An 18,589-nucleotide genomic window follows, 5' to 3' on the forward strand; every position below is an offset into this window, starting at 1 on the left:
CACAGCCACTGCGGTCTCAAGACCACCGTCCACTTCACCACCGCCCTTTCGGCGTCTTGGCGTACACCGCAACCATCGGCTGCCGACTGCTCGACTTGAGCGTCGAAACTGGCCCAAAACGGTGATATCGCCCGACGCGCTGTCCGCGCGCCCGCGGAGGTGACCCCACGCCACATACACCCGGGAGCTCACGGGCGTGACGACCTGCACCTGGCCCTTCAGCTGGCCGCCGACCGCAGTGTCGACAAATAGCGCCAACGAATAGCGCCGACGCCTACCGCTGCGTCGCGAGCCAGTCCTCGAAGGTGGTCGGGGCAATGCGGGCGCCGTCGCAGGGCAGCAACACGTCGCCGGCCATTGCCGGGCCGAACATCCCCGACCAGGTCGGCACGAGCTTGACCGCGTGTCCGCGCGCGTCGTTGGTACGCCGGGCCATGTCGACCAGGTCCTGCTGGTCGGGTCCGGCGATGTCGGCGTAGCGCCCCTGCGGCGCGCCGGCGACGACCTCGGCAAGAATGTCCGCCACGTCCGCGGGTGCTATGGGCTGCACCAGCAGCGGCGCAATCGGGGCAATGCCGTCGTGCTCGCTCCATTGCACGACCGACGCGGCGAAGTCATGAAATTGGGTGGCCGGAACGATCGTCCACGGCACCGCTCCCGCGACCACCAGGCGCGCCTGCTCCTGCTTGCCCGCATAGTGCGCGTCGCCTTCGACGCGGTCGACCCCAGCGATCGAGAGGAGCACGTGATGGCGTACGCCGGCCCGCTCCTCGGCGGCAAGCAGGTTCCTGGTGGTGGTGCTGAAGTACTCCACCGCCTCAGCGATGCCGGTCGCCGTGGAGTTGGTGGCGTCGACGACGGCCTCGACACCGCCCAGCGCCGCGTCGAGGCCGTCACCGGTCAGCAGGTCCACACCCAGCGAACGGCTGATGCCAACGACATCGTGGCCCGCCCGGTCGAGCGCGGCGACGGTGAGTGCCCCGATGTTTCCGGTCGCTCCGGCAACGGCGATTCGCACAATCGCATAATCGCATGCACCTCCGCAGACAGTCGACAACCGCGCGGGTCGCGAACGCCGGCCGGGTCCGGGCAGCTAGGCGTCGTCGGACATGCCGAGCATGACGTCGACCATCGAGGTGAAGGCGCCGATCGCGCTGAAGCCGCCGTCCACCGGGAGCAGCACGCCGGTGATCCAGGCCGCGTCTTCGGATGCGAGGAAGACGATCGCGTTCGCGACATCCTCCGGCATGCCGGGATGGGCGAGCGCGGTGGCGGCCAGAATTGCCGCGAGCATCTGGGGGTGATCCCAGAACCCCCGGTTCATTGCCGTCGGCAAGAAGCCCGGCAGCACGGCGTTCACGGTGATCCCGTCCGCACCGAGCTCGGTGGCCAGTGCACGGGTCATCGCGTGGACCCCGCCCTTGGCCGCCGCGTACGCGGTGATGTTCGCGTTGCCGAAGGAGCCGGCGATGGAGCCCAGGTTGATGATGTGACCGGCCGCGCGGCCGATCCGCGGCTGGGACCGCATCGCCCGGGCGGCCACCTTGCAGCCGAGCCAGGTGCCGGTCAGGTCAACCGCCAGCTCTTTGTTGAACGCGTCGATGGGCATGTCGTCGATGGGCGACGGCACGACGATGCCCGCGTTGTTGACCCAGATGTCGATGCGGCCGTGCCGCTCGACCGCCTGCTGACCGAGCGCGTCCATCTCCTGCGGTGAGGTCACGTCGGCTCGCACGAAGGACGCGGCGCCGCCCAGGTCCTCGATCTGCTCGTGGGTCGGCAGGCTCCCGGTTTCCTCGAAGCCGCCGGTCGCCGGGTCGGGGCGCAGGTCGGCGCAGGCGACCGCGGCCCCCTCGCGCGCCAGGGCCAGAGCGGTAGCCCGGCCGTTGCCCGAGCTCGCGCCGGTGACCACGGCGACTCGTCCGTCGAGCTTGCCTTCCCGGGTGCTCATGCGCCGGCTCCCGCAACACTCGGCGTGACCGAGACAGAGATCTCGCCGACATGTTCGATCGACAGCGTGACGGCGTCGCCTGCCACCAGCCACGGATAGCTGTCCAACCCGTGCGTGCGGGACAGTTCGAGAATGCATCCGGTGCCGACCGTGCCGCTACCGATCACGTCGCCGGTGCGCAGCTCCGTTCCGCGAGACGCGTACGCAAGCAAGTCGCCGAAGCTCCAGTGAATGGTCGAGAAGTTGCCTTTGCTGTACGGCTCGCCGTTGACGGTCGCTGTCATTGCGAGGTCGTAGGCGTTCCCGGCGCGATACGGCTCCAGCTCGTCGGGAGTGACCAGCACCGGCCCCAGGCTCGTGGCCGTGTCCTTGCCCTTCGCCGGACCGAGATGCAGCCTCATCTCGCGTTCCTGCAGGTCGCGCGCGCTCCAGTCGCAGAGCACCGTGTACCCGGCGATGTGCTGATCGGCGTCGCGCGCCGCGATGTTCGAACCGGGTGCGCCGATCACCGCGGCGATCTCCAGTTCGAAGTCCCACGCCACGCTTCCTGGCGCGATCGGGACGTCGTCGTGCGGTCCGCGGATCGCCGCGGGGTTGGAGAAGTAGAAGACGGGGACTTCGTACCAGAGCGGATCGACCTGAAGCCCCAGCGCGGTCGTCGCCGTGACCACGTGCTCCTCGAAGGCCATGAAGTCGCGCACCGATGGCGGAACCGGCACCGGCGCGTGCAATCGCACGTCGGCCAGCGCTAGCGCCTCGGACGGCGACGTGCGGGCCGATCGAGCTGCTGTCGCCAACGCCTCGGGCGAGCCCAGGATCTCGATCAGCGTCGCAGGGGAGCGAAGGCCGTAGACCACGAAATCCTCGACGAGCCCGACGGCCGGGTCGGAGGTCGCGGTCGAGTACGTGCACCAGCGCATGTCCTAGCCTTTCGTCGCCAAGTCCAAGAGCCGAGCGGCCGTGCCGCCGGCGATTGCGTCGCGGTCGGCTGGCGGCAGCCCTGCGGCGTCCAGCCGATCGAGCGGATCGAGCACGCCCATGTCGAACGGGTAATCCGAACCGAGCACGACGTGCTCAGCTCCCAGCACCTTCACCAGTGCTGTCAGGATGTCGGCTTCGTAGACGAGGGAATCCACCCAGATGCGGTCCAGGTATTCACTCGGCGGCCGGCTCATCGTTCGGCTCTCCGGGCGCACCTGGTAGGCGTGGTCGGCGCGGCCCAGGTAGTGCGGGAAATACCCGCCACCGTGTGCGCCGCACACCCGCAGCCGCGGGAACCGGTCGAACACCGCGCCGAAGACCAGGTGGGTCAGTGCCAACGTCGTCTCAGTCGGGTTCCCCACGATGTTGCCGAGGTAGGAGGTCGCCAATCGCGGGCCGAGGCTGCATCCCCACGGATGGATGAAGACGAACGCACCCAGCTCCTCGGCAGCGGCCCAGAACGGGTCGAGCGATCGGTCGGACAGCTCTCGGCCGGCGACTGAGGTCGAGATCTGGACACCTCGCATTCCCGCGGTGAACGCCCGGCGCAGTTGATCGACGGCAAGCGCCGCATGCTGCAGCGAGACCGTCGCCAACCCGACGAGACGCCGGGGTTCGAGCGCGACGAGGTCGAGGATGTGCCCGTTCGCGGCGGCGACGAGGTCGGCGGCGAGCGCTTCGTCGGCCCAGTAGTGGTAGAGCGTGGGCACGACGCTGACCGCTTGCACGTCGATCCCGCCGGCGTCCATTCGGCCCAGCCGGGCGGCCGGCGTCGTCAGGAACGGCTGGTATGACGTGGTTGCAAGCTCGATGTTCCGCGCTGTGGACTCGACGCCGAACGTCGCGAGCTGCGCCGCGCGTTCGGCGTCGAGCCCTGCTTGACCGTCGACCAGCTTGTCGATCGCCGGCACGTCGACGTGGGCGTGCACGTCGACTGTCTGCGTCCGGCTCACCGGATCACGCACCGGTTGCGCTGCGTGCCCAGGCCAGTGATGGCGCCTTCCATGACGTCGCCGGCCCGCAAGTAGCGCCCGTAGTGCGCGCCGTTGCCGGCGGGCGAGCCGGTGAGCAGCAGGTCGCCGGGACGCAGCGGGGTGATGGCGCTGACGTGCTCGATCAGGCGCGGGATGTCGAAGATCATGTCTGCGGTGGATTCGTCCTGCATCACCTCGCCGTTGAGCGAGAGGCAGATCCGCAGATCCATCGGATCGGGCACGAATCGGGCGGGCGTCACCCACGGTCCGAGCGGCAGGAATGTCGGCGCGTTCTTCCCGGCCAGCCAGTCGGTGCCGAGCGACGGGATGTCCGGCCGGAAGATCCGGTCGCGCGTGCTCAGATCGTTGACGATGACGTAGCCGGCAACGCAGTCCATCGCCCGGTCCCGGTCGACCAGATAGGCGTAGGCGCCGATGACGACGCCGAGTTCGAGCTCCCAGTCGTGCTGCACGCCGGTCGGCGGCAGGACGACGTCGTCCACTGGTCCGCACACGGCCGAGGGCAGGCCGAGAAAGACATACGGCGTGCCTGAGCTGGCGCGCTCGTCCATCGTCGCGACGGCTCGCGCGCGGACATCGTCAAGATCGTCCGCGCCCTGCTCCGCAGCCGCGGCCACCATCAGCTGCACCACGTGGGTGCGGTAGTTGGCGCCGCTCTGAAAGACCTGGTTGGGAACGAATGGCGCGGCGGCGGTCAGCGACGACAGAGCAAGCGCCGACGCCGGTACAGCGCCACCTGAGACCGCGGCGTCGAGGGCGGCGCTGCTGCGGGCCCAGTCGGCGAGCAGCGCCTCGACGGTCGTGGCGCCGAAGCCGAGCTCGGCCAGCGGCACCACCTGCTCGCCCACCAGGACGCCGGCGAAGGCGTCGCCGACCGCGGGCCGGAACGTGCCGAGCTGGTATGCCATCAGGTCTCCGTCGGGCTTGGCGGGCGATGCGACGCCGGTCACCTCGTCCGACGTCGCGACCCTAGGTCTGACCACCCCAGATGGGAAAGACGCGCTCGCCGATACCCGTCATCGACGGCGGCGATGGGCTCGCCGCGGCGTCACAGGTTCGCCGCCAGCGTCGCCACCTGTTCGCGCAGCCATTGGTGCGCCGGGTCGCTGTGCAGCACCGGGTGCCAGTACATCGTCTCCACGATCGGCGCCAGCTGCACCGACGTCTTCAGGATCTTGAGGTCGCGGCGCACATGTGACGCCGCGACAAGCCGCTCGTGCACGAACGCGAACAGCGGCGTGCCCGGGAGCAACGCTGGAACGAGGGTGAAGCTGAGCGTCGACAACGCGACCTTGGGCTCGATCCCGAGCTCGCGCAGCTGGACGTCGACGTAGGCGGCGTTCCCGCCGACCGGGTTGTACTGGATGTAGGGAAGTCGCACGATCGCGTCGCGGTCGAGGATGTCTCCGACGTCGCGGTTCTGGCTCCAGACCGCCGGCACGTACCGGTCGGTGAACAGCGCGCGATGCGGGAAGCCAGCCATCCTGATGTCCTTCAGCTCGCGCGGCATGATCACGAGATCGACCTGCGACCGCTCGAGATTGACCGCGGTGGCGCCGTCCACCGGAACCACGTTGACGGCGACCCCCGGCGCTTCGCGGTACAACAGCTCGAGCAGCGGGCGCAGCAGCACCAGCGTCACGTAGTCGCTCGCCACGACGGTGAACGTGCGGAAGTCGACGGCCGGGTCGAAGCGCGGAGTCGTCACGAACAGCTGCTCCAGACCGGTCAGCGCGGCCCGAACCGGTTCGAGCAGGGCCTGACCCATCGGCGTCAGCTCGAGAACTCGACCGCTGCGCACGAGCAACGGGTCGTCGAACAGCCGGCGCAGCCGACCGAGGGCCGCGCTCATCGCCGGCTGACCGATGCCCACCGCCTCTGCCGCACGTGTGACGTGCCGGTGTTCGAGCAAGGCGTTCAACGGCAGCAGGAGGTTGAGATCGGCTCGTCGCAGCGTCGCGGACACATCCACGCCGTTCATCGTCCCAGAACGAACGGGCTCCATCGACAGCGTCGATGACGTGCATCCCCAGGGCCGTCTATGCCGTACCTGCCTCGGCGTCCTAGCGTGCAGTGCACTAGATCTGATCCTTCGGAGGCAGTCGTGAGAGTTCTCGTCGTCGGTGCCGGGATCGGCGGCCTCGGCGCGGCCATCGCTCTCACCCAGCACGGATACGACGTCGATGTCGTCGAAGTCAAGCCGGAGTTCTCGGTCTACGGGGTCGGCATCAATCAGCCTGCGAACAGCTTGCGTGCCCTCAGGTCGCTGGGCGTGCTCGATCGCTGCCTGGCCGTCGGGTACCAGTTCGACCAGTGCGACTTCTACGGCGCCGACGGCGAGCATCTGGTCAACATCCCGTACGGCTTCAGCGGAGAGGACGTGCCCTGCAACAACGCGCTGTCCCGGCTCGACCTGCACCGCATCCTGCTGGAGCGGGCTGAGGACGTCGGCATCAAGGTCCGCTACCACACCAGCGTCGCCGACCTCGCCGATCGCGGGGACGAGGTCGAGGTCGAGCTGACCGACGGCCGGCACGAGACCTACGACCTCGTGGTTGCCTTCGACGGCATCAAGTCCTGGACGCGGCGCAAGATCTTCGGCGACCAGTTCGATCCGGTGCACTCCGGATTCGGGGTCCTGCGGATCACGCTGCCGCGACCGGCGGAGGTCACCGGGATGCGGGTCTACCAGGCACTCGGCGTCAAGCTCGGCTTCTGCCCGCTGAGCGAGGAGTCGATGTACATGTTCGTCGTGACACCCCAGCCGTCGAATGTGGTGCACGATCCGGCGACGCTGGGCGACCTGCTTCGCAGCCAGCTCGAGCCCTTCGGCGACCTGCCCGGGCGCGTTCGTGACTCGATCAGCGGCCCGGCCGGGATCGTGTACAGCCCGATCTCCGACGTCATGCTGCCCCTGCCGTGGTTCTCCGGCCGGGTCGGCGTGCTGGGCGACGCCGCGCACGCGTGCGCGCCCCACCTCACCCAGGGCGCCGGCATGGCGCTCGAGGACGGTGTCGTGCTGGCCGAGATGCTGGCTGAGACGCTAACCGGCGGCGGGCCGATCGAGCAGATCCTGCGGCAATTCGGCGAGCGCCGCTTTCCGCGCGCCAAGCTCGTGCAGGACGTGTCGCACCAGATTCTGGCGAACGAGATGGCGATCAACGCCGACAACTACGCCGCTTCCGTGGAGGCGATGCGCACCCACCTGCCGGACCAGTCGCGCGCCGTCGACAGGTTGCTCGACGCCCCAGCATGAGCACCCCGACGTGAGCAGTCCGACGTGAGCGCCGCGCTCGGACCGGCAGAACTGGTGGAGGTCGCCGAGCAGGTCTTCGCCTACATCCAGCCCGACGGTTCATGGTGGATCAACAACACCGGTTTCGTCGTCGGCAGCACGGCGGTGATCAGCGTCGACGCGTGCTCGACGCGTGCCCGCACCGCGGCCTACCTCGAGCGGATCGCCACCGTCTCCCGCGCGCCGGTCACGACGCTGATCAACACCCACCACCACGGCGACCACACGTTCGGCAACTACCTGTTCGACACGGCGACCATCGTCGCGCACGAGAACTGCCGCACCTCGTTGCTGCAGGCCGGACTGCCGCCACGGCCCGGCGTGTGGGATCCGGTCGACTGGGGGGACATCGAGCTGGCGCCGCCCACGCTGACGTTCACCGACCGGGTCACGCTGTGGTCCGACGACGACCCGATCGAGGTCAGCTACGTCGGCCGGCCGGCGCACACCGACAACGACAGCCTGGTGTGGCTGCCCCGCCAGCAGGTGCTCTTCTGCGGAGACCTGCTGTTCAACGGCGGAACGCCGTTCCTGCTGATGGGATCGGTCAGCGGGGCGATCGGCGTGCTCACCGACGTCGTCGGCGCCTATCCAGCGGCGGTGATCGTGCCGGGCCACGGGGCGCCGTGCACGGGCAGCCTCATCGACACCGTGGTCGGCTACCTGCGCTTCGTGCTCAGCGTCGCCCGACAGGGTCTCGACGCCGAGGTCGGGCCGCTCGACGCCGCGCGGCAAACCGACCTCGGCCAGTACGCCGACTGGCTCGACGCCGAACGCATCGTCGGCAACCTGCACCGCGCCTACTGCGATCTCGACCCCGCCGGGCACCCGCTCGACGTCGCGGCCGCGCTTGCCGACATGGTCGCCTTCCACGGTGGCCCGCTTGCCTGCTACGCGTGAAACCGTCGCCCGCAGCGACCCGTCCCAAGGAGACAGCCGGTGTCCGAGCCGCTGACCCGTTCGCCCATTACCCACCTGCGTCATGTGGGCCTCGCCATGCCCGACTACCGGGAATCGGTCGATTTCTACGACAAGATCTGGGGCCTGGTGCCCGTCGCGAACGACTCCGACATCACCTTTTTCGCGACACCTGCCCACCCTGAGCAGTACATCCTGCGGGTGCGCCGCGCTGCGGAGAAGCGGCTCGACCTGCTGTCGTTCGCCGTCGAGACAGCACACGACGTCGACGCAGTCACCGAGCGCATGATCGCCGCGGGCGTGCAGCTCGACCGGGAACCGGACAAGCTCGGTACGCCCGGCGGCGGCTACGGCATGCGCTTCTTCGACCCGGACGGGCGGTTGATCGAGGTGTCGGCCGACGTCGCCGACCGGCCCTACCGTCCGCTCGAACCCCGCGAGTCCATTCCGCAGAAGCTCAGCCACGTGGTCGTCAACGCCACCGACGTGGTTGCGACCAAGAAGTTCTACGAAACCCTGCTCGGCTTCCGGTTGTCGGACTGGCTCGAGGACCAGATGTGCTTCCTGCGCACCCGCGTCGACCACCACATCCTTGCCATCGCACACGGGCCGCACACGTCGCTGAACCACGTGTCGTTCGAGATGCGCGGGATTGATGAGTACATGCGGGGAACGGGGCGGATGAAGCGGTCCGGGAGGCCGCCGATCTGGGGACCGGGCCGGCACGGCGCGGGGGACAACACGTTCTCCTACTTCCTCGACCCGAACGGCAACATCGTCGAATACACGACTGAGCTGGAACGCATCGAGGACGACGCGGCGTGGGAGCCGCGGGTCTGGGTTGCGACGCCCGAGGAGGCCGACCAGTGGGGGACGTCGAACCCGATCACCGAGCAGATGATCCCGGCGATGTTCAACGACCCGGACCGCGGCGTGTGGACCGGCTCGCCGATCTGAGCCCGCCGCGCCGGCAGGGGGTCAGCTGAACTCGCGGCCGGCTCAACCTCGCAGCGTCAGTTGAACTCCATGCCGCCGTTGACGTTGAACGCCGACCCGGTGATGTTGCGGGCCTTCGCCGAGGCCAGGAAGGCCACCATGTCGGCGATGTCGGCGGGTTCCTGCAAGCGGCCGAGCGCGATGCGGTCGTAGAACATCTGCCAGGTGTCGTCCTCGGTCTTGTCGTACAGCGTCGACATCTTCTCCACGACGCCCTCGTGCAGCTGGGTGCGGATCACTCCCGGGCAGACCGCGTTGACGGTGACGTCGTACTGCGCCAGCTCGCGGGCCATCGTCTGGGTCATGCCGATCACCGCCCACTTCGACGCGGCGTAGGGAAGGATGTTCGGCGACGCCCGTTTCGCGACCACCGACGAGATATGAATGATGCGCCCAGACCGTTGCTCGATCATCGGCGGCGTGGCGGCCTTGGTCGTCAGGAACAGCCCGCGCGCATTGATCGACATGACGCGGTCGTACTCGTCGGCGGTGAGCGTGTGGAACGGGCCGGGTCGCGGGCCAACTCCGGCGTTGTTGACCAGGATGTCGAGCCGACCGCGTCGCTCGAGAATGCGGGCGACGACGTCGGCGCTGGATTGCTCGTCGCGCACGTCGTGGGCGGCCGCGAAAGCGCGGCCGCCGCCGGCGGTGATCGCCTTGGCGGTCAACTCCGCCTCGTCCGCGTCGATGTCGGCCACGACGACCTCGACGCCGTCTGCGGCGAGCGTCTCGGCGATCGCGCGCCCGATTCCTCGGGCGGCGCCGGTGACCAACGCGACCTGATCCGACAAGCTCATCGGTGCCTCCTGGGGCTGGTTCACAACATTTCCAAGACGGTCTGACCGTGCGTGGTGCCCGCTTCGACCTGGGCATGAGCATTCGACACGTCGGCGAAGGGCACCCGCCGCACGTGATCGCGAGGTGGCCGGAATCCCTCGTGGACATCGCGCCAGACCGCCGCCATCTGGGCGCGGTTGCCGGTGCGGACGCCGATCAACGACTGGCTGCGCAGGTAGAAGGGCAGCAACTGCATCGGTAGCGCGTCGTGGCTGATCGCGCCGGACACGATGATGCGGCCCAGGTACGCGACGGCTGGCCGGTAGGCGGCCCAGACCGCCGGCAGGCCGAGGTTGTCGATCACGCAGTCCAGTCCCCAGCTGCCGGCCGCGGACGCGATCAGCTGGGGGAGCTGCTCGCCGTCGCCGTCGACGCTGGCCGCGAGCGGCAGTCCGTCAAGCCGGTCGGGACGGTCGGCCAGCCGGTCGACGCCGATCACGCGCGCGCCGCGCCACGCCGCCAGCGTGGCCGCCATCGAGCCCAACGCGCCCCCGGCGCCGATGACGAGCACCGTGCTGCCTTCGCCGACGAGCCCCGCGTCGAGCTGGGCGCGGGCGACCGGGCCGTTCGCGGCCACCGCCGCGGCGGACGCCGCGTCGACGTCGTCGGGCAGCCGATGGACGTTGCCGGCAGGAGCGACGACGTATTCGGCGTAGCTGCCCTGGCGGTGCACGCCGATCAAGCCAAACGTCTCGCACGCCTCTTCGTGGCCGATCACGCAGCCCCGGCACTTGCCGCAGGACAGCACCGCCGAGACGGCCACGCGCGTGCCCGGCGACAGGTCGCCCACGGCTGACCCCACGGCGTCCACCACGCCGGCGTGCTCGGTGCCCAGCACGTGCGGGAACGCGGTGATCATCGGTCCGAACGGCGGCCGGCCGGCACGCGCCGCGACGTCCTTCGTCCGGGCGACCGCGACGGCCTGCACCCGGATGCGCACCTCGTCAGCGCCCGGTTCGGGCAGCGGCAGCTCCGCCGGCACCAGAACCTCCGGGCCGCCGAAACCGTTGATCACCATCGCCTTCACGAACGCTCACCCGCAGGTGGGTTCGCCATCGCGGCGATGACCTCGGGACTGATGCCGCCGCTGGTTCCCCACACGTCGGCGTTCTCCTGGTTGCGCACCCACGAGTGCGGCTGCCAGTCGTCGGCAAGAACCAGCAGTTCGGCCGTGTACTCGATGACGTTGCCGACGGGATCGACGAAGTAACAGAACACATTGCCGCCGGGACCGTGCCGGCCCGGTCCCCAGATGGTGTCGAAGCCGGCCTTGCGCATCCGGCCCAACGCCCGCATGACCTCATCCGCTGACTCGACCTCGAACGCGACGTGGTTGAGCGACGTCCAGCGGCCCGGCGCCAGCACGATGCAGTGATGCAGCTCGTTGCAGCGCAGGAACACCATCTGGTCGTTCTCGTACCAGTCCGAGATCTGAAACCCCAGCACCTGCTGGTAGAAGTCTTTGGCCGCGGTCATGTCGGTGCAGTTCAGGACGATATGGCTGAGGCGATCGGGGCCGAAGTCTCGCCCGGGCGCGCCGTCGTGCTCGGCGAGGTCGGCGCTGACCTCCAGCCGCCGGCCCTCTGGATCGCGGATGATCGCCCGGTAGCCGCCGCCCGGCTCGGTGCTGGCTGCGGGGCGTCGCTCCACCTCTGCGCCCGCGTCACGCGCCCGCTGGACGATGGTGTCGACTGCGTCCGGCGAGGACGCGGCCAGGCTGATCAGCTCCAGGCTGTGCCCGTGGCCCGGCGCCAGGGTGAAGACATGGTGCTCCGGCCCGCGCGCGCGTAGCTGAATCGCGCCGTCGGTCGTCTCGGCGACGCGTTCCAGGCCCCAGGTCTGCTCGTAGAACGGCAGCAAGACAGCCGGGTCCTGCGCCGAGATGGCGATGCTGCGCAGGCGCGTGATGAGCGTCATCGCGCGCTCCTGCGTTCGATGGTGTTTCGCAGCTGGCCCACCCCGGGGATGTCGACGTCCACCACGTCGCCCGGCGCGAGGAAGGTGCCGCTCGAGGCGCCGACGCCAGCGGGGGTTCCGGTGACGATGACATCGCCGGGCTCCAGGGTCAGCAGTTCGCTGGCTTGCGCGACCATCGTCGCGACGTCGAGCACCATGTCCGAGGTATTGCCGTCCTGGCGCAGCTCGCCGTTGACCCGGGTTCGGATGGGTAGCTGCTGAACGTCGTCGATCTGCCACGCGGGAACGATGCCGGGACCGAGCGGCAGCGATGTGTCGGCGCCCTTGGACGCGACCCAGTCCCACACGAACGGCGCCGCCGGGGTGTCTCGACGGTGGGGGCCCCGCAGCGAGATGTCATTGGCCACGCAGTAGCCGGCCACGTGCGACAGCGCGTCGCCGCGGGCAATGTCGCGGCCGCCGCGCGCCATCACGACGGCGAGCTCGCCTTCCCAGTCGACCTGGTCGTGCTGCCAGTTCTCGCCGACCAGCACCGGATCGGTCGGGCCGATGAGGCTGGTGGTGGGTGGTTTGAAGAAGAAGTACGCCGTCCACGAGTCGCCCAGTCCGGACTGCTTCATCTCGGCGAGGTGATCGCGGTAGTTGGGTCCCGAGCACAGCACTTTCGCCGGGTACCGCAGCGGTAGCAGGATCGTCGGGTCAGCGATGAGCTCGCCGGTGGCGCCGTCATGGGCGCGCAGCTCCGGCTCGAGCTCGGTCCAGTCGCGGACGACGTCGAGCACGCCACCGTAGCCGCGCAGGAACCCCGGGATTCGCACCTGCGTCTCGCCCAGCTGCCGCACGCCGACCTGGGGCTCCGCGGTGGCTGCGCTGGTCACCGTCACCAGCGCCCAGTTGGCCGTGCTCGGACTTGTCATCGTTTGCCTCCTGTGGTCCAGTCAACAGTAGCGTAGTACCTACTCAAGTAGTTAGGGTGAGCCTATGCGTCGCATCGATCTGCACTGCTATCCCGGCACCGACGAGTGGGTGCGCTCGCAGGGCCCATATGCCGAAGCGCTGGCCCGCTACTGGAAGAAGCCGTGGGTGGGCCGGGCCGAGGATGACGTGGTCGCCGATATCCGCACGGCGGGGATGGAGGCGGTGCTCGTGGCCTTCGACATCGAAAGCTCCACCGGGGCCCCAGCCTGTGGGAACACGTCGGTCGCGGCCATGCGCGATCGACACCCGGACGTCTTCCTGGGCGCATGGGGCGCGGTCGATCCGCTGTCAGGCGTCGCCGCCGTCGCCGAAGCCGAACGAGCAGCTCGCGAAGACGGCGTGTTGGGCTTCCACTTCCACCCGATCATGGGTCACTTTCGGGTCGACGACCCGCAGTGGCGGCCGCTGTTCGCGCGAATCGCCGAGCTCGGCCTGCCTGTTATGGTCGATGTCGGCACCACCGGCATGGGCGCGGGGCTGCCGGGCGGGCTGGGTAGTCGGATCAGCGACGCGCACCCGCTCGCGATCGACAACCTCGCCGCCGACCTGCCGGACCTGACGATCATCGCGGCGCATCCCGGTTACCCGTGGATCGATGAGATGACGGCGGTCGCGCTGCACAAGGGCAACGTGTTCTGGGAGCTGTCGGGGTGGGCCCCCAAGCACTTCCCGCCCGGGCTGCGCACCGACATCCGAGCCCGCCTGCAGGACAAGATCATGTTTGGCACCGACCATCCGAGCATCCCGTTCGACCGGTTGCTGAACGAGTGGTCCGACCTCGGCTACTCCGAGGACGTCATGAACAAGGTGTTCCACGCCAACGCCGAGCGAGTGCTTGGCTTCGACCGAGTGGCGGCAGCCTGATGGCGCGGCCGCGCGAGGACGACGGGAGACGCACGTGAGCGAGCCCCGACGCCCCGCTGCGCTGGTTACCGGTTCGGCCGCCGGCATCGGCCGCGCTGCTGCGCTGCGGCTGGCCAGCGCCGGCTTCGACGTCACCATCAACTACAGCAGGTCGGCCGAGCGCGCCGAGCAGGTCCTCGGCGAGCTGCACGCGATCGGCGGCGCTCACCAGGCGGTGCGCGCCGATGTCGCCGACGACGCGGCGGTGCGCGAGCTGGTCGGGCGCGCCGTCGAACGGACCGGCGCGTTGGACGTCCTCGTCAACAACGCCGGCACCACCAGCGAGACCCCGCCGCGGGACCTGGACGCTCTCGACTTCGCCGATTGGGACCGGGTCATGGCGACGAACGTGCGCGGTCTCGTGCAGGTCGTCCGCGCCGCGGCGCCGGGCCTGCGGGCGGCGCGCGGCTCCGTCGTCAACGTGGCCAGCATCGTCGGCTTGCGGCCGGGACCCCAGCCATTGGTGTACGCGGCTAGCAAGGCCGCTGTAGTCAACCTGACCCGAACGCTGTCGGCGGTACTTGCGCCCGAGGTCCGGGTCAACGCGGTCGCTCCGGGATGGATCGCCGGGGAGTGGATGGAGCGCACGCTCGGCGACAACTACGACCGGCTCATGCAGCGGCGCGCCCAGCACACTCCGCTGCGGCGCAACGTCACGCTCGAGGACGTCGCGGAGAGCATTCACGCGCTTGCCGTCAGCCACCCGTTCGTCACGGGCGAGGTGATCGTCATCGACGGCGGGTACACGGCGACGACGTGAGCGTCAGCCGGTGCGTCGGGCCGACGCCGCGCCGCGGTCGGCCGTGCGCGGCTGCTCGGCCCGGTAGCTCTCCAGCTCCTGCAGGCCGGGTCCGTAGGCCGTGACGAGCTGCGCGCCGAAGTCGTTGAACACCTGCTGCATGTCGATGTCGTGGCGGATGTAGCCCTTGACGGCCGCGATGATCGCCGCGTTCGCGGTGTGGACACCGGACCATGCCCGGCCGTCTGCGGCCAGGCCGAACACGGTCTCGCGCGAGTCGGCCACCATGGCGACGTGCCGGGCCTGATGGTGGCGGAATACCGCGCCGTCTGTGCTGGCGTGCCGAAATACTCGCACACCCTCGGCGTCCAGCGTGATGCGGCCGAAAGCCAGCACCACGACGTCCACGCCGCGGGCTGCGCAGGCCGCGATCTCGTTGGCCAACGCGGTGATCTCGGCTGCGCTCGCCGACAGGTACACGCGACGCACAGCGGCGTGCAGGGCCGCGCTTGCCGACGCGAGCACTGCGTCGCGCCCGGCCAGTCCCGCGACGTCTTCCTGGGTCGACGGTTGCGGGATGTCCGTGAGGTCCGGCGTCGATCGGCGCGCGTCGTCGAGCCGCTCGTCGAATGCGGCCTGCAAACCGTCGAGCAGCGTGGCCGGATCCAGAGCTGCGAAGCGTGCTGGCTCGCCAGGCAGCTGGCGGGCGGCTCCGCGGGCCACCAGCTTGCGCAGCGCCTCGTACACCTTGGGTTGCGGGACGCCTGTCGTTTTGGCCACCGCGTACCCGGTCTGGGGCGCCGAACCGAGCAGGCCGACGTAGCAGCGCGCCTCGTACTGGGAAAATCCGAGGCTGGACAGCGCTTCGGTGAATCGTGCGTCGGCCGCGGGCGCTGAGCCGGGAAACGTCGCCATTCGGGGACCCTTCTCGTGGGATTAAGATGCATACTACCGCGGTAGGTTGCCACGGCGTTGCACGCTCGCGTCAAGACTGCTGGGTGCAGGTCTCGACAGTGTGCGGTCCGTCGTGGGCGGCCGGTGCGGCTGGCGGGCGGCGTCGCCGATGTCCCGGGGCAGCCGGAAGGCCTGCGCGGTGGCGAGCAGTGCGACCAACGCCAGAAGCAGAAACGCGATCGTGTACGGGGTCGCCGGCGCGCGGCTGCCGAAAACGGCGCTGCCGATCGGCGCGCCCACCCGCAGGGCGACCGTCGCTGCGGCGACGCCCAAGCCCGCGAACAGCTGTTGCACGGTGGCCGCGAGGCTGTTGGCGTGCCGCATCTGGTCCTCGGGGACCTCGCTGAAGCTCAGGGCGTTGTACGAGGTCAGACCAAGCGAGCGAGCGGCGCCGCTGAGCACGGTCACTGCCAGGACGGTCAGGATCGGCGTGGTGGCGGTGAACAGCCCGGCGACCGCCACGCTGGCCGCGACCGCGGCGCTCGCGCAGATCAGGTTGCGTCGAAACCCGTAGCGATTGAGCAGGAACGTCGTCGCCGGCTTGATCCCGATGTTGCCGACGAAGACGGTGAGCACGACGGCGCCTGCCTTCACCGCGCCCCACCCGAACACGTCCTCGAAGAGCAACGGCAGCAGGAACGGCACTGCGCCGACGGTCAACCAGAACGGGCACAGCCCCGAGAGCGACCGGCGCAGCGAGCGGATGCGCAGTGTCCGCAGGTCCACCACAGGCGAGGGGGCGTGCAGCAGGTAGCGCGCGGTGCCGGCCAGCACGAGCGCCGACAGCACGCCGAGGACGACGATCGCGGTCCACGACGAGGTACTCGTGGATACCAGGTGAGCGGTGTAGGTCAAACCGCCCAAGCCCGCGCACGTGAGCCCGACGCCCTTCCAGTCGAGCGGCGCTACGTCGCCTCGCGGCGACGCCGGCAACAACCGGACCGCCGCCACGAGCGCGACGGCGCCGAGCGGGACGTTGATGAGGAAGATCCACCGCCAATTGGCGTAGGTCGTGATAAGCCCACCGGCGAGCGGAGCGATCACTGGCGCGACGAGTCCGGGCCACACGATGTAGGACATCAGCTTCAGCAGATCGACCTTCGGCGTCCCGGCCAGCACGGTGAGCCTGCCGACGGGCACCATCATGGCTCCGCCGATCCCCTGCAACACCCGGGCGCCGACCAGCACGTTCAGGTTGGGGCTCGCCGCGCACAACACTGACGCGAGCGTGAAGACCGCGATGGCCGCGAAGAAGACGGCGCGGTTGCCGAAGCGCCCCGCCAGCCAGCCGCTGAGCGGGATCAGGACGGCAAGGGTGATCAGATAGGCGGTGATCACGAGACCGACCGACGCGGCCGACACGTTCAGATCCGCGGCGATCCGCGGCGCCGCTGTGACGACGATGGTGCCGTCCAGGTTCTCCATGAAGAAGCAGCCAGCAACCAGCAGGGCGACGCTGCGCTGGCGGGAACTGATCACCGGCGCGGCGGCTGCTCGCGCAGGTCGGCGACCAGCTGCTTCTTCGAGACCTTGCCCACCGGCGACAGCGGGAATTCGGGATAGATCCGCAGGTACTCCGGCAGCTTGTGCCGCGCCAGTTCGAAGGCTTGCAAGTGCACGATCACGTCCTCGAGGGTGACGGAGCTACCCTGGCGCAGCACAAGGCACGCGCACATGCGCTCGCCCAGCACGTCGTCGTCGACCGGCACGCACGCGGCGTTCAACACCGCGGGATGCGACAGCAGCAGGTTCTCGATCTCCTCGGCGGAGATCTTTTCGCCGCCGCGGTTGATCAGATCCTTTCGACGGCCCGCCACGACGTAGTTTCCGCTCGGGTGCTGCCACATCAAGTCGCCGGACATGTAGAAGCCGTCGGGTGAGAAGGCGTGCGCGTTGTGCTCGGCCGCGTCGAAGTAGCCGCGCAGCGTGTAAGGCCCGCGTGTCCACAGCTCGCCGGTCTCGCCGACCGGCACGTCGGCGCCGACCTCGTCGACCAGTCGCACCTCGTCGTCGGGGCAGATCGGCCGGCCGACGGTCTCGAGCCGCACCTCGAGCGGGTCGTCGAGCCGTACGAACATGATCAGGCCCTCGGCCATGCCGAAGTTCTCCTGGACGGTGGCATTGGCGAAGATCCGTTGCGCGCGCGCGCGCGTTTCCGGCTGGAGTCGCTGACCGCCGCTCTGGATGACGCGCATCGAGCTGAGGTCGAAGTCGGCGGCCGAGCCGTCGTTGATCAGCTTGATCAACAGTGCCGGCACCACGTGCACATGCGTCGCGCGGTCGCGCTCGATCCGACGGAAGAGGTTGGCCGCGTTGGTGGTGGCGCTCATCGCAACCGTTGCGCCGGCGAACAGGAAGCCCTGCATGCCCGGACAGGCGAGCGGCAGATTGTGCGAGATCGGCAGCACATCGAGCAGCACGTCGCCGGCGCGCACGTCGCACACGGTGACGGCAAGCTTGGAGTTGTAGGCGTAGTCGTTGTGGCTGCGCGGGATCAGCTTCGGGATGCCGGTGGTGCCGCCGGACAGCTGGAACACCGCTGGGTCCTCCGGGTCGATGGCGCTGCGCAGCTCCTTGACCTGGTCGGCCGACGTGCGCGGGTTGCCCTCGTGCAACGCCTCCAGCCGCACCGCGTTCGACTCCGGTGCCGCATCCTGCACGATGTGCAGCGTCAAGGACGGTTGTGCGCTCGCGATCCGATCGAAGATCGAGACGAAGTCCGTGTCCTTGGATGTGGCCGGCGATGCCAACGCGACCGCGCCGGACAGCCGCACGAACTGTTCGATCTCGCGGTAACGGTGCGACGGCAGCGCCATGATCGGGATCGCGCCGATGTGTTGCAACGCGATGTAGAACGACGCGAACTGCGCCGTGTTCGGCAGCTGCACCACGACGCGGTCCAGCGGACGCAAGCCCATGTCGACAAGTGCGCGCGCCACGGTCGCGGCGCGCGCCGCGAGCTCGGCATAGGTTATCGACTCGGTGTCGTCGATGATCGCCACCCGCTCGCCGTATCGCTCGAAGGCGTCGAGATAGTGCTCGACGAGCGGACGGTCCTCCCAATACCCCTTGCGTCGATATCGACGCGCGTACTCCGGCGGGAACGGGGTCACGCCTGCCAGCCT

Annotated in this window: 18 protein-coding genes; 5 read left to right on the forward strand and 13 right to left on the reverse strand. The window is 69.2% G+C overall.

Translation table 11 applies throughout. The features are described from left to right. Positions 1–274: 274 nt before the first annotated feature. The 6 genes from ACFFC4_RS15590 to ACFFC4_RS15615 form a co-directional block, all read right to left on the reverse strand. On the reverse strand, positions 275–1,018 hold the full coding sequence (locus tag ACFFC4_RS15590) for an SDR family oxidoreductase (protein ID WP_375502476.1): 744 nt from the start codon (positions 1,016–1,018) through the stop codon (positions 275–277). A 75-nt stretch (positions 1,019–1,093) separates the two neighbouring features. Then, entirely contained in the window at positions 1,094–1,951 is an 858-nt protein-coding gene (locus tag ACFFC4_RS15595; protein ID WP_375502478.1) for an SDR family NAD(P)-dependent oxidoreductase, read from the reverse strand. Continuing rightward, entirely contained in the window at positions 1,948–2,871 is a 924-nt protein-coding gene (locus tag ACFFC4_RS15600) for a fumarylacetoacetate hydrolase family protein (RefSeq protein ID WP_375502480.1), read from the reverse strand. Before ACFFC4_RS15600 ends, ACFFC4_RS15595 begins: the two co-directional genes overlap by 4 nt. A gap of 3 nt (positions 2,872–2,874) precedes the next feature. Next, positions 2,875–3,885: an amidohydrolase family protein gene (locus ACFFC4_RS15605; RefSeq protein WP_375502482.1), complete on the reverse strand. Its 1,011-nt coding sequence runs from the start codon at positions 3,883–3,885 to the stop codon at positions 2,875–2,877. Further along, positions 3,882–4,835, reverse strand: a complete 954-nt coding sequence (locus ACFFC4_RS15610) for a fumarylacetoacetate hydrolase family protein (protein ID WP_375502484.1) — start codon at positions 4,833–4,835, stop codon at positions 3,882–3,884. Before ACFFC4_RS15610 ends, ACFFC4_RS15605 begins: the two co-directional genes overlap by 4 nt. A gap of 140 nt (positions 4,836–4,975) precedes the next feature. Then, positions 4,976–5,899, reverse strand: coding sequence for a LysR family transcriptional regulator (locus ACFFC4_RS15615; protein ID WP_375502486.1), 924 nt, complete (start codon positions 5,897–5,899; stop codon positions 4,976–4,978). A gap of 132 nt (positions 5,900–6,031) precedes the next feature. On the opposite strand from ACFFC4_RS15615, the gene ACFFC4_RS15620 reads away from it, so the two are divergent. Genes ACFFC4_RS15620 through ACFFC4_RS15630 form a run of 3 tightly spaced genes read left to right on the forward strand, consistent with a single transcriptional unit; the run spans position 6,032 to position 9,097 of the window. Next, the gene (locus ACFFC4_RS15620) at positions 6,032–7,183 is read left to right on the forward strand and encodes an FAD-dependent monooxygenase (protein WP_375502488.1); all 1,152 of its coding nucleotides are present in this window, start codon (positions 6,032–6,034) and stop codon (positions 7,181–7,183) included. Positions 7,184–7,207: 24 nt separating this feature from the next. Further along, the gene (locus ACFFC4_RS15625) at positions 7,208–8,122 is read left to right on the forward strand and encodes an MBL fold metallo-hydrolase (protein WP_375502490.1); all 915 of its coding nucleotides are present in this window, start codon (positions 7,208–7,210) and stop codon (positions 8,120–8,122) included. Between the two features lie 51 nt (positions 8,123–8,173). Further along, entirely contained in the window at positions 8,174–9,097 is a 924-nt protein-coding gene (locus ACFFC4_RS15630) for a VOC family protein (protein WP_375502602.1), read from the forward strand. A gap of 56 nt (positions 9,098–9,153) precedes the next feature. Here the strand turns inward: ACFFC4_RS15630 and ACFFC4_RS15635 are convergent, their stop codons facing one another. From ACFFC4_RS15635 to ACFFC4_RS15650, 4 genes are read right to left on the reverse strand one after another with little or no spacing between them, the layout of a single operon-like run. After that, positions 9,154–9,933, reverse strand: a complete 780-nt coding sequence (locus ACFFC4_RS15635; protein WP_375502492.1) for an SDR family NAD(P)-dependent oxidoreductase — start codon at positions 9,931–9,933, stop codon at positions 9,154–9,156. A gap of 20 nt (positions 9,934–9,953) precedes the next feature. Continuing rightward, positions 9,954–10,991 (reverse strand): alcohol dehydrogenase catalytic domain-containing protein, encoded by a 1,038-nt coding sequence (locus tag ACFFC4_RS15640; protein ID WP_375502604.1) that lies wholly within the window; start codon positions 10,989–10,991, stop codon positions 9,954–9,956. 5 nt (positions 10,992–10,996) lie between these two features. Then, positions 10,997–11,890, reverse strand: a complete 894-nt coding sequence (locus ACFFC4_RS15645) for a VOC family protein (protein ID WP_375502494.1) — start codon at positions 11,888–11,890, stop codon at positions 10,997–10,999. Then, complete coding sequence (locus ACFFC4_RS15650) at positions 11,887–12,807, reverse strand: fumarylacetoacetate hydrolase family protein (RefSeq protein ID WP_375502496.1); 921 nt, start codon at positions 12,805–12,807, stop codon at positions 11,887–11,889. The genes ACFFC4_RS15645 and ACFFC4_RS15650 overlap by 4 nt, the downstream gene beginning before the upstream one ends. Positions 12,808–12,871: 64 nt before the next feature. On the opposite strand from ACFFC4_RS15650, the gene ACFFC4_RS15655 reads away from it, so the two are divergent. Both ACFFC4_RS15655 and ACFFC4_RS15660 read left to right on the forward strand, forming a co-directional pair. Continuing rightward, complete coding sequence (locus tag ACFFC4_RS15655) at positions 12,872–13,732, forward strand: amidohydrolase family protein (protein ID WP_375502498.1); 861 nt, start codon at positions 12,872–12,874, stop codon at positions 13,730–13,732. A gap of 34 nt (positions 13,733–13,766) precedes the next feature. Beyond that, positions 13,767–14,531 carry an SDR family NAD(P)-dependent oxidoreductase gene (locus ACFFC4_RS15660; RefSeq protein WP_375502500.1) on the forward strand — a complete coding sequence of 255 codons (765 nt, stop codon included), beginning with the start codon at positions 13,767–13,769 and terminating at the stop codon, positions 14,529–14,531. 3 nt (positions 14,532–14,534) lie between these two features. Here ACFFC4_RS15660 and ACFFC4_RS15665 read toward each other — a convergent pair whose 3' ends face one another. Genes ACFFC4_RS15665 through ACFFC4_RS15675 form a run of 3 tightly spaced genes read right to left on the reverse strand, consistent with a single transcriptional unit; the run spans position 14,535 to position 18,577 of the window. Next, complete coding sequence (locus ACFFC4_RS15665; RefSeq protein ID WP_375502502.1) at positions 14,535–15,425, reverse strand: TrmB family transcriptional regulator; 891 nt, start codon at positions 15,423–15,425, stop codon at positions 14,535–14,537. A gap of 33 nt (positions 15,426–15,458) precedes the next feature. After that, positions 15,459–16,943 (reverse strand): MFS transporter, encoded by a 1,485-nt coding sequence (locus ACFFC4_RS15670; RefSeq protein WP_375502504.1) that lies wholly within the window; start codon positions 16,941–16,943, stop codon positions 15,459–15,461. Continuing rightward, the gene (locus ACFFC4_RS15675) at positions 16,940–18,577 is read right to left on the reverse strand and encodes a (2,3-dihydroxybenzoyl)adenylate synthase (protein ID WP_375502506.1); all 1,638 of its coding nucleotides are present in this window, start codon (positions 18,575–18,577) and stop codon (positions 16,940–16,942) included. The genes ACFFC4_RS15670 and ACFFC4_RS15675 overlap by 4 nt, the downstream gene beginning before the upstream one ends. Positions 18,578–18,589: the final 12 nt, after the last annotated feature.

Origin of the sequence: uncultured Jatrophihabitans sp. (genome assembly GCF_964244045.1) — a bacterium.
GTDB lineage: Bacteria > Actinomycetota > Actinomycetes > Mycobacteriales > Jatrophihabitantaceae > Jatrophihabitans.

Coding starts and splice junctions, on each gene's coding strand:
- ACFFC4_RS15595 (WP_375502478.1), bottom strand. CDS start 1,951: ATGAGCACCCGGGAAGGCAAGCTCGACGGACGAGTCGCCGTGGTCACC.
- ACFFC4_RS15600 (WP_375502480.1), bottom strand. CDS start 2,871: ATGCGCTGGTGCACGTACTCGACCGCGACCTCCGACCCGGCCGTCGGG.
- ACFFC4_RS15610 (WP_375502484.1), bottom strand. CDS start 4,835: ATGGCATACCAGCTCGGCACGTTCCGGCCCGCGGTCGGCGACGCCTTC.
- ACFFC4_RS15635 (WP_375502492.1), bottom strand. CDS start 9,933: ATGAGCTTGTCGGATCAGGTCGCGTTGGTCACCGGCGCCGCCCGAGGA.
- ACFFC4_RS15640 (WP_375502604.1), bottom strand. CDS start 10,991: ATGGTGATCAACGGTTTCGGCGGCCCGGAGGTTCTGGTGCCGGCGGAG.
- ACFFC4_RS15645 (WP_375502494.1), bottom strand. CDS start 11,890: ATGACGCTCATCACGCGCCTGCGCAGCATCGCCATCTCGGCGCAGGAC.
- ACFFC4_RS15650 (WP_375502496.1), bottom strand. CDS start 12,807: ATGACAAGTCCGAGCACGGCCAACTGGGCGCTGGTGACGGTGACCAGC.
- ACFFC4_RS15655 (WP_375502498.1), top strand. CDS start 12,872: ATGCGTCGCATCGATCTGCACTGCTATCCCGGCACCGACGAGTGGGTG.
- ACFFC4_RS15665 (WP_375502502.1), bottom strand. CDS start 15,425: ATGGCGACGTTTCCCGGCTCAGCGCCCGCGGCCGACGCACGATTCACC.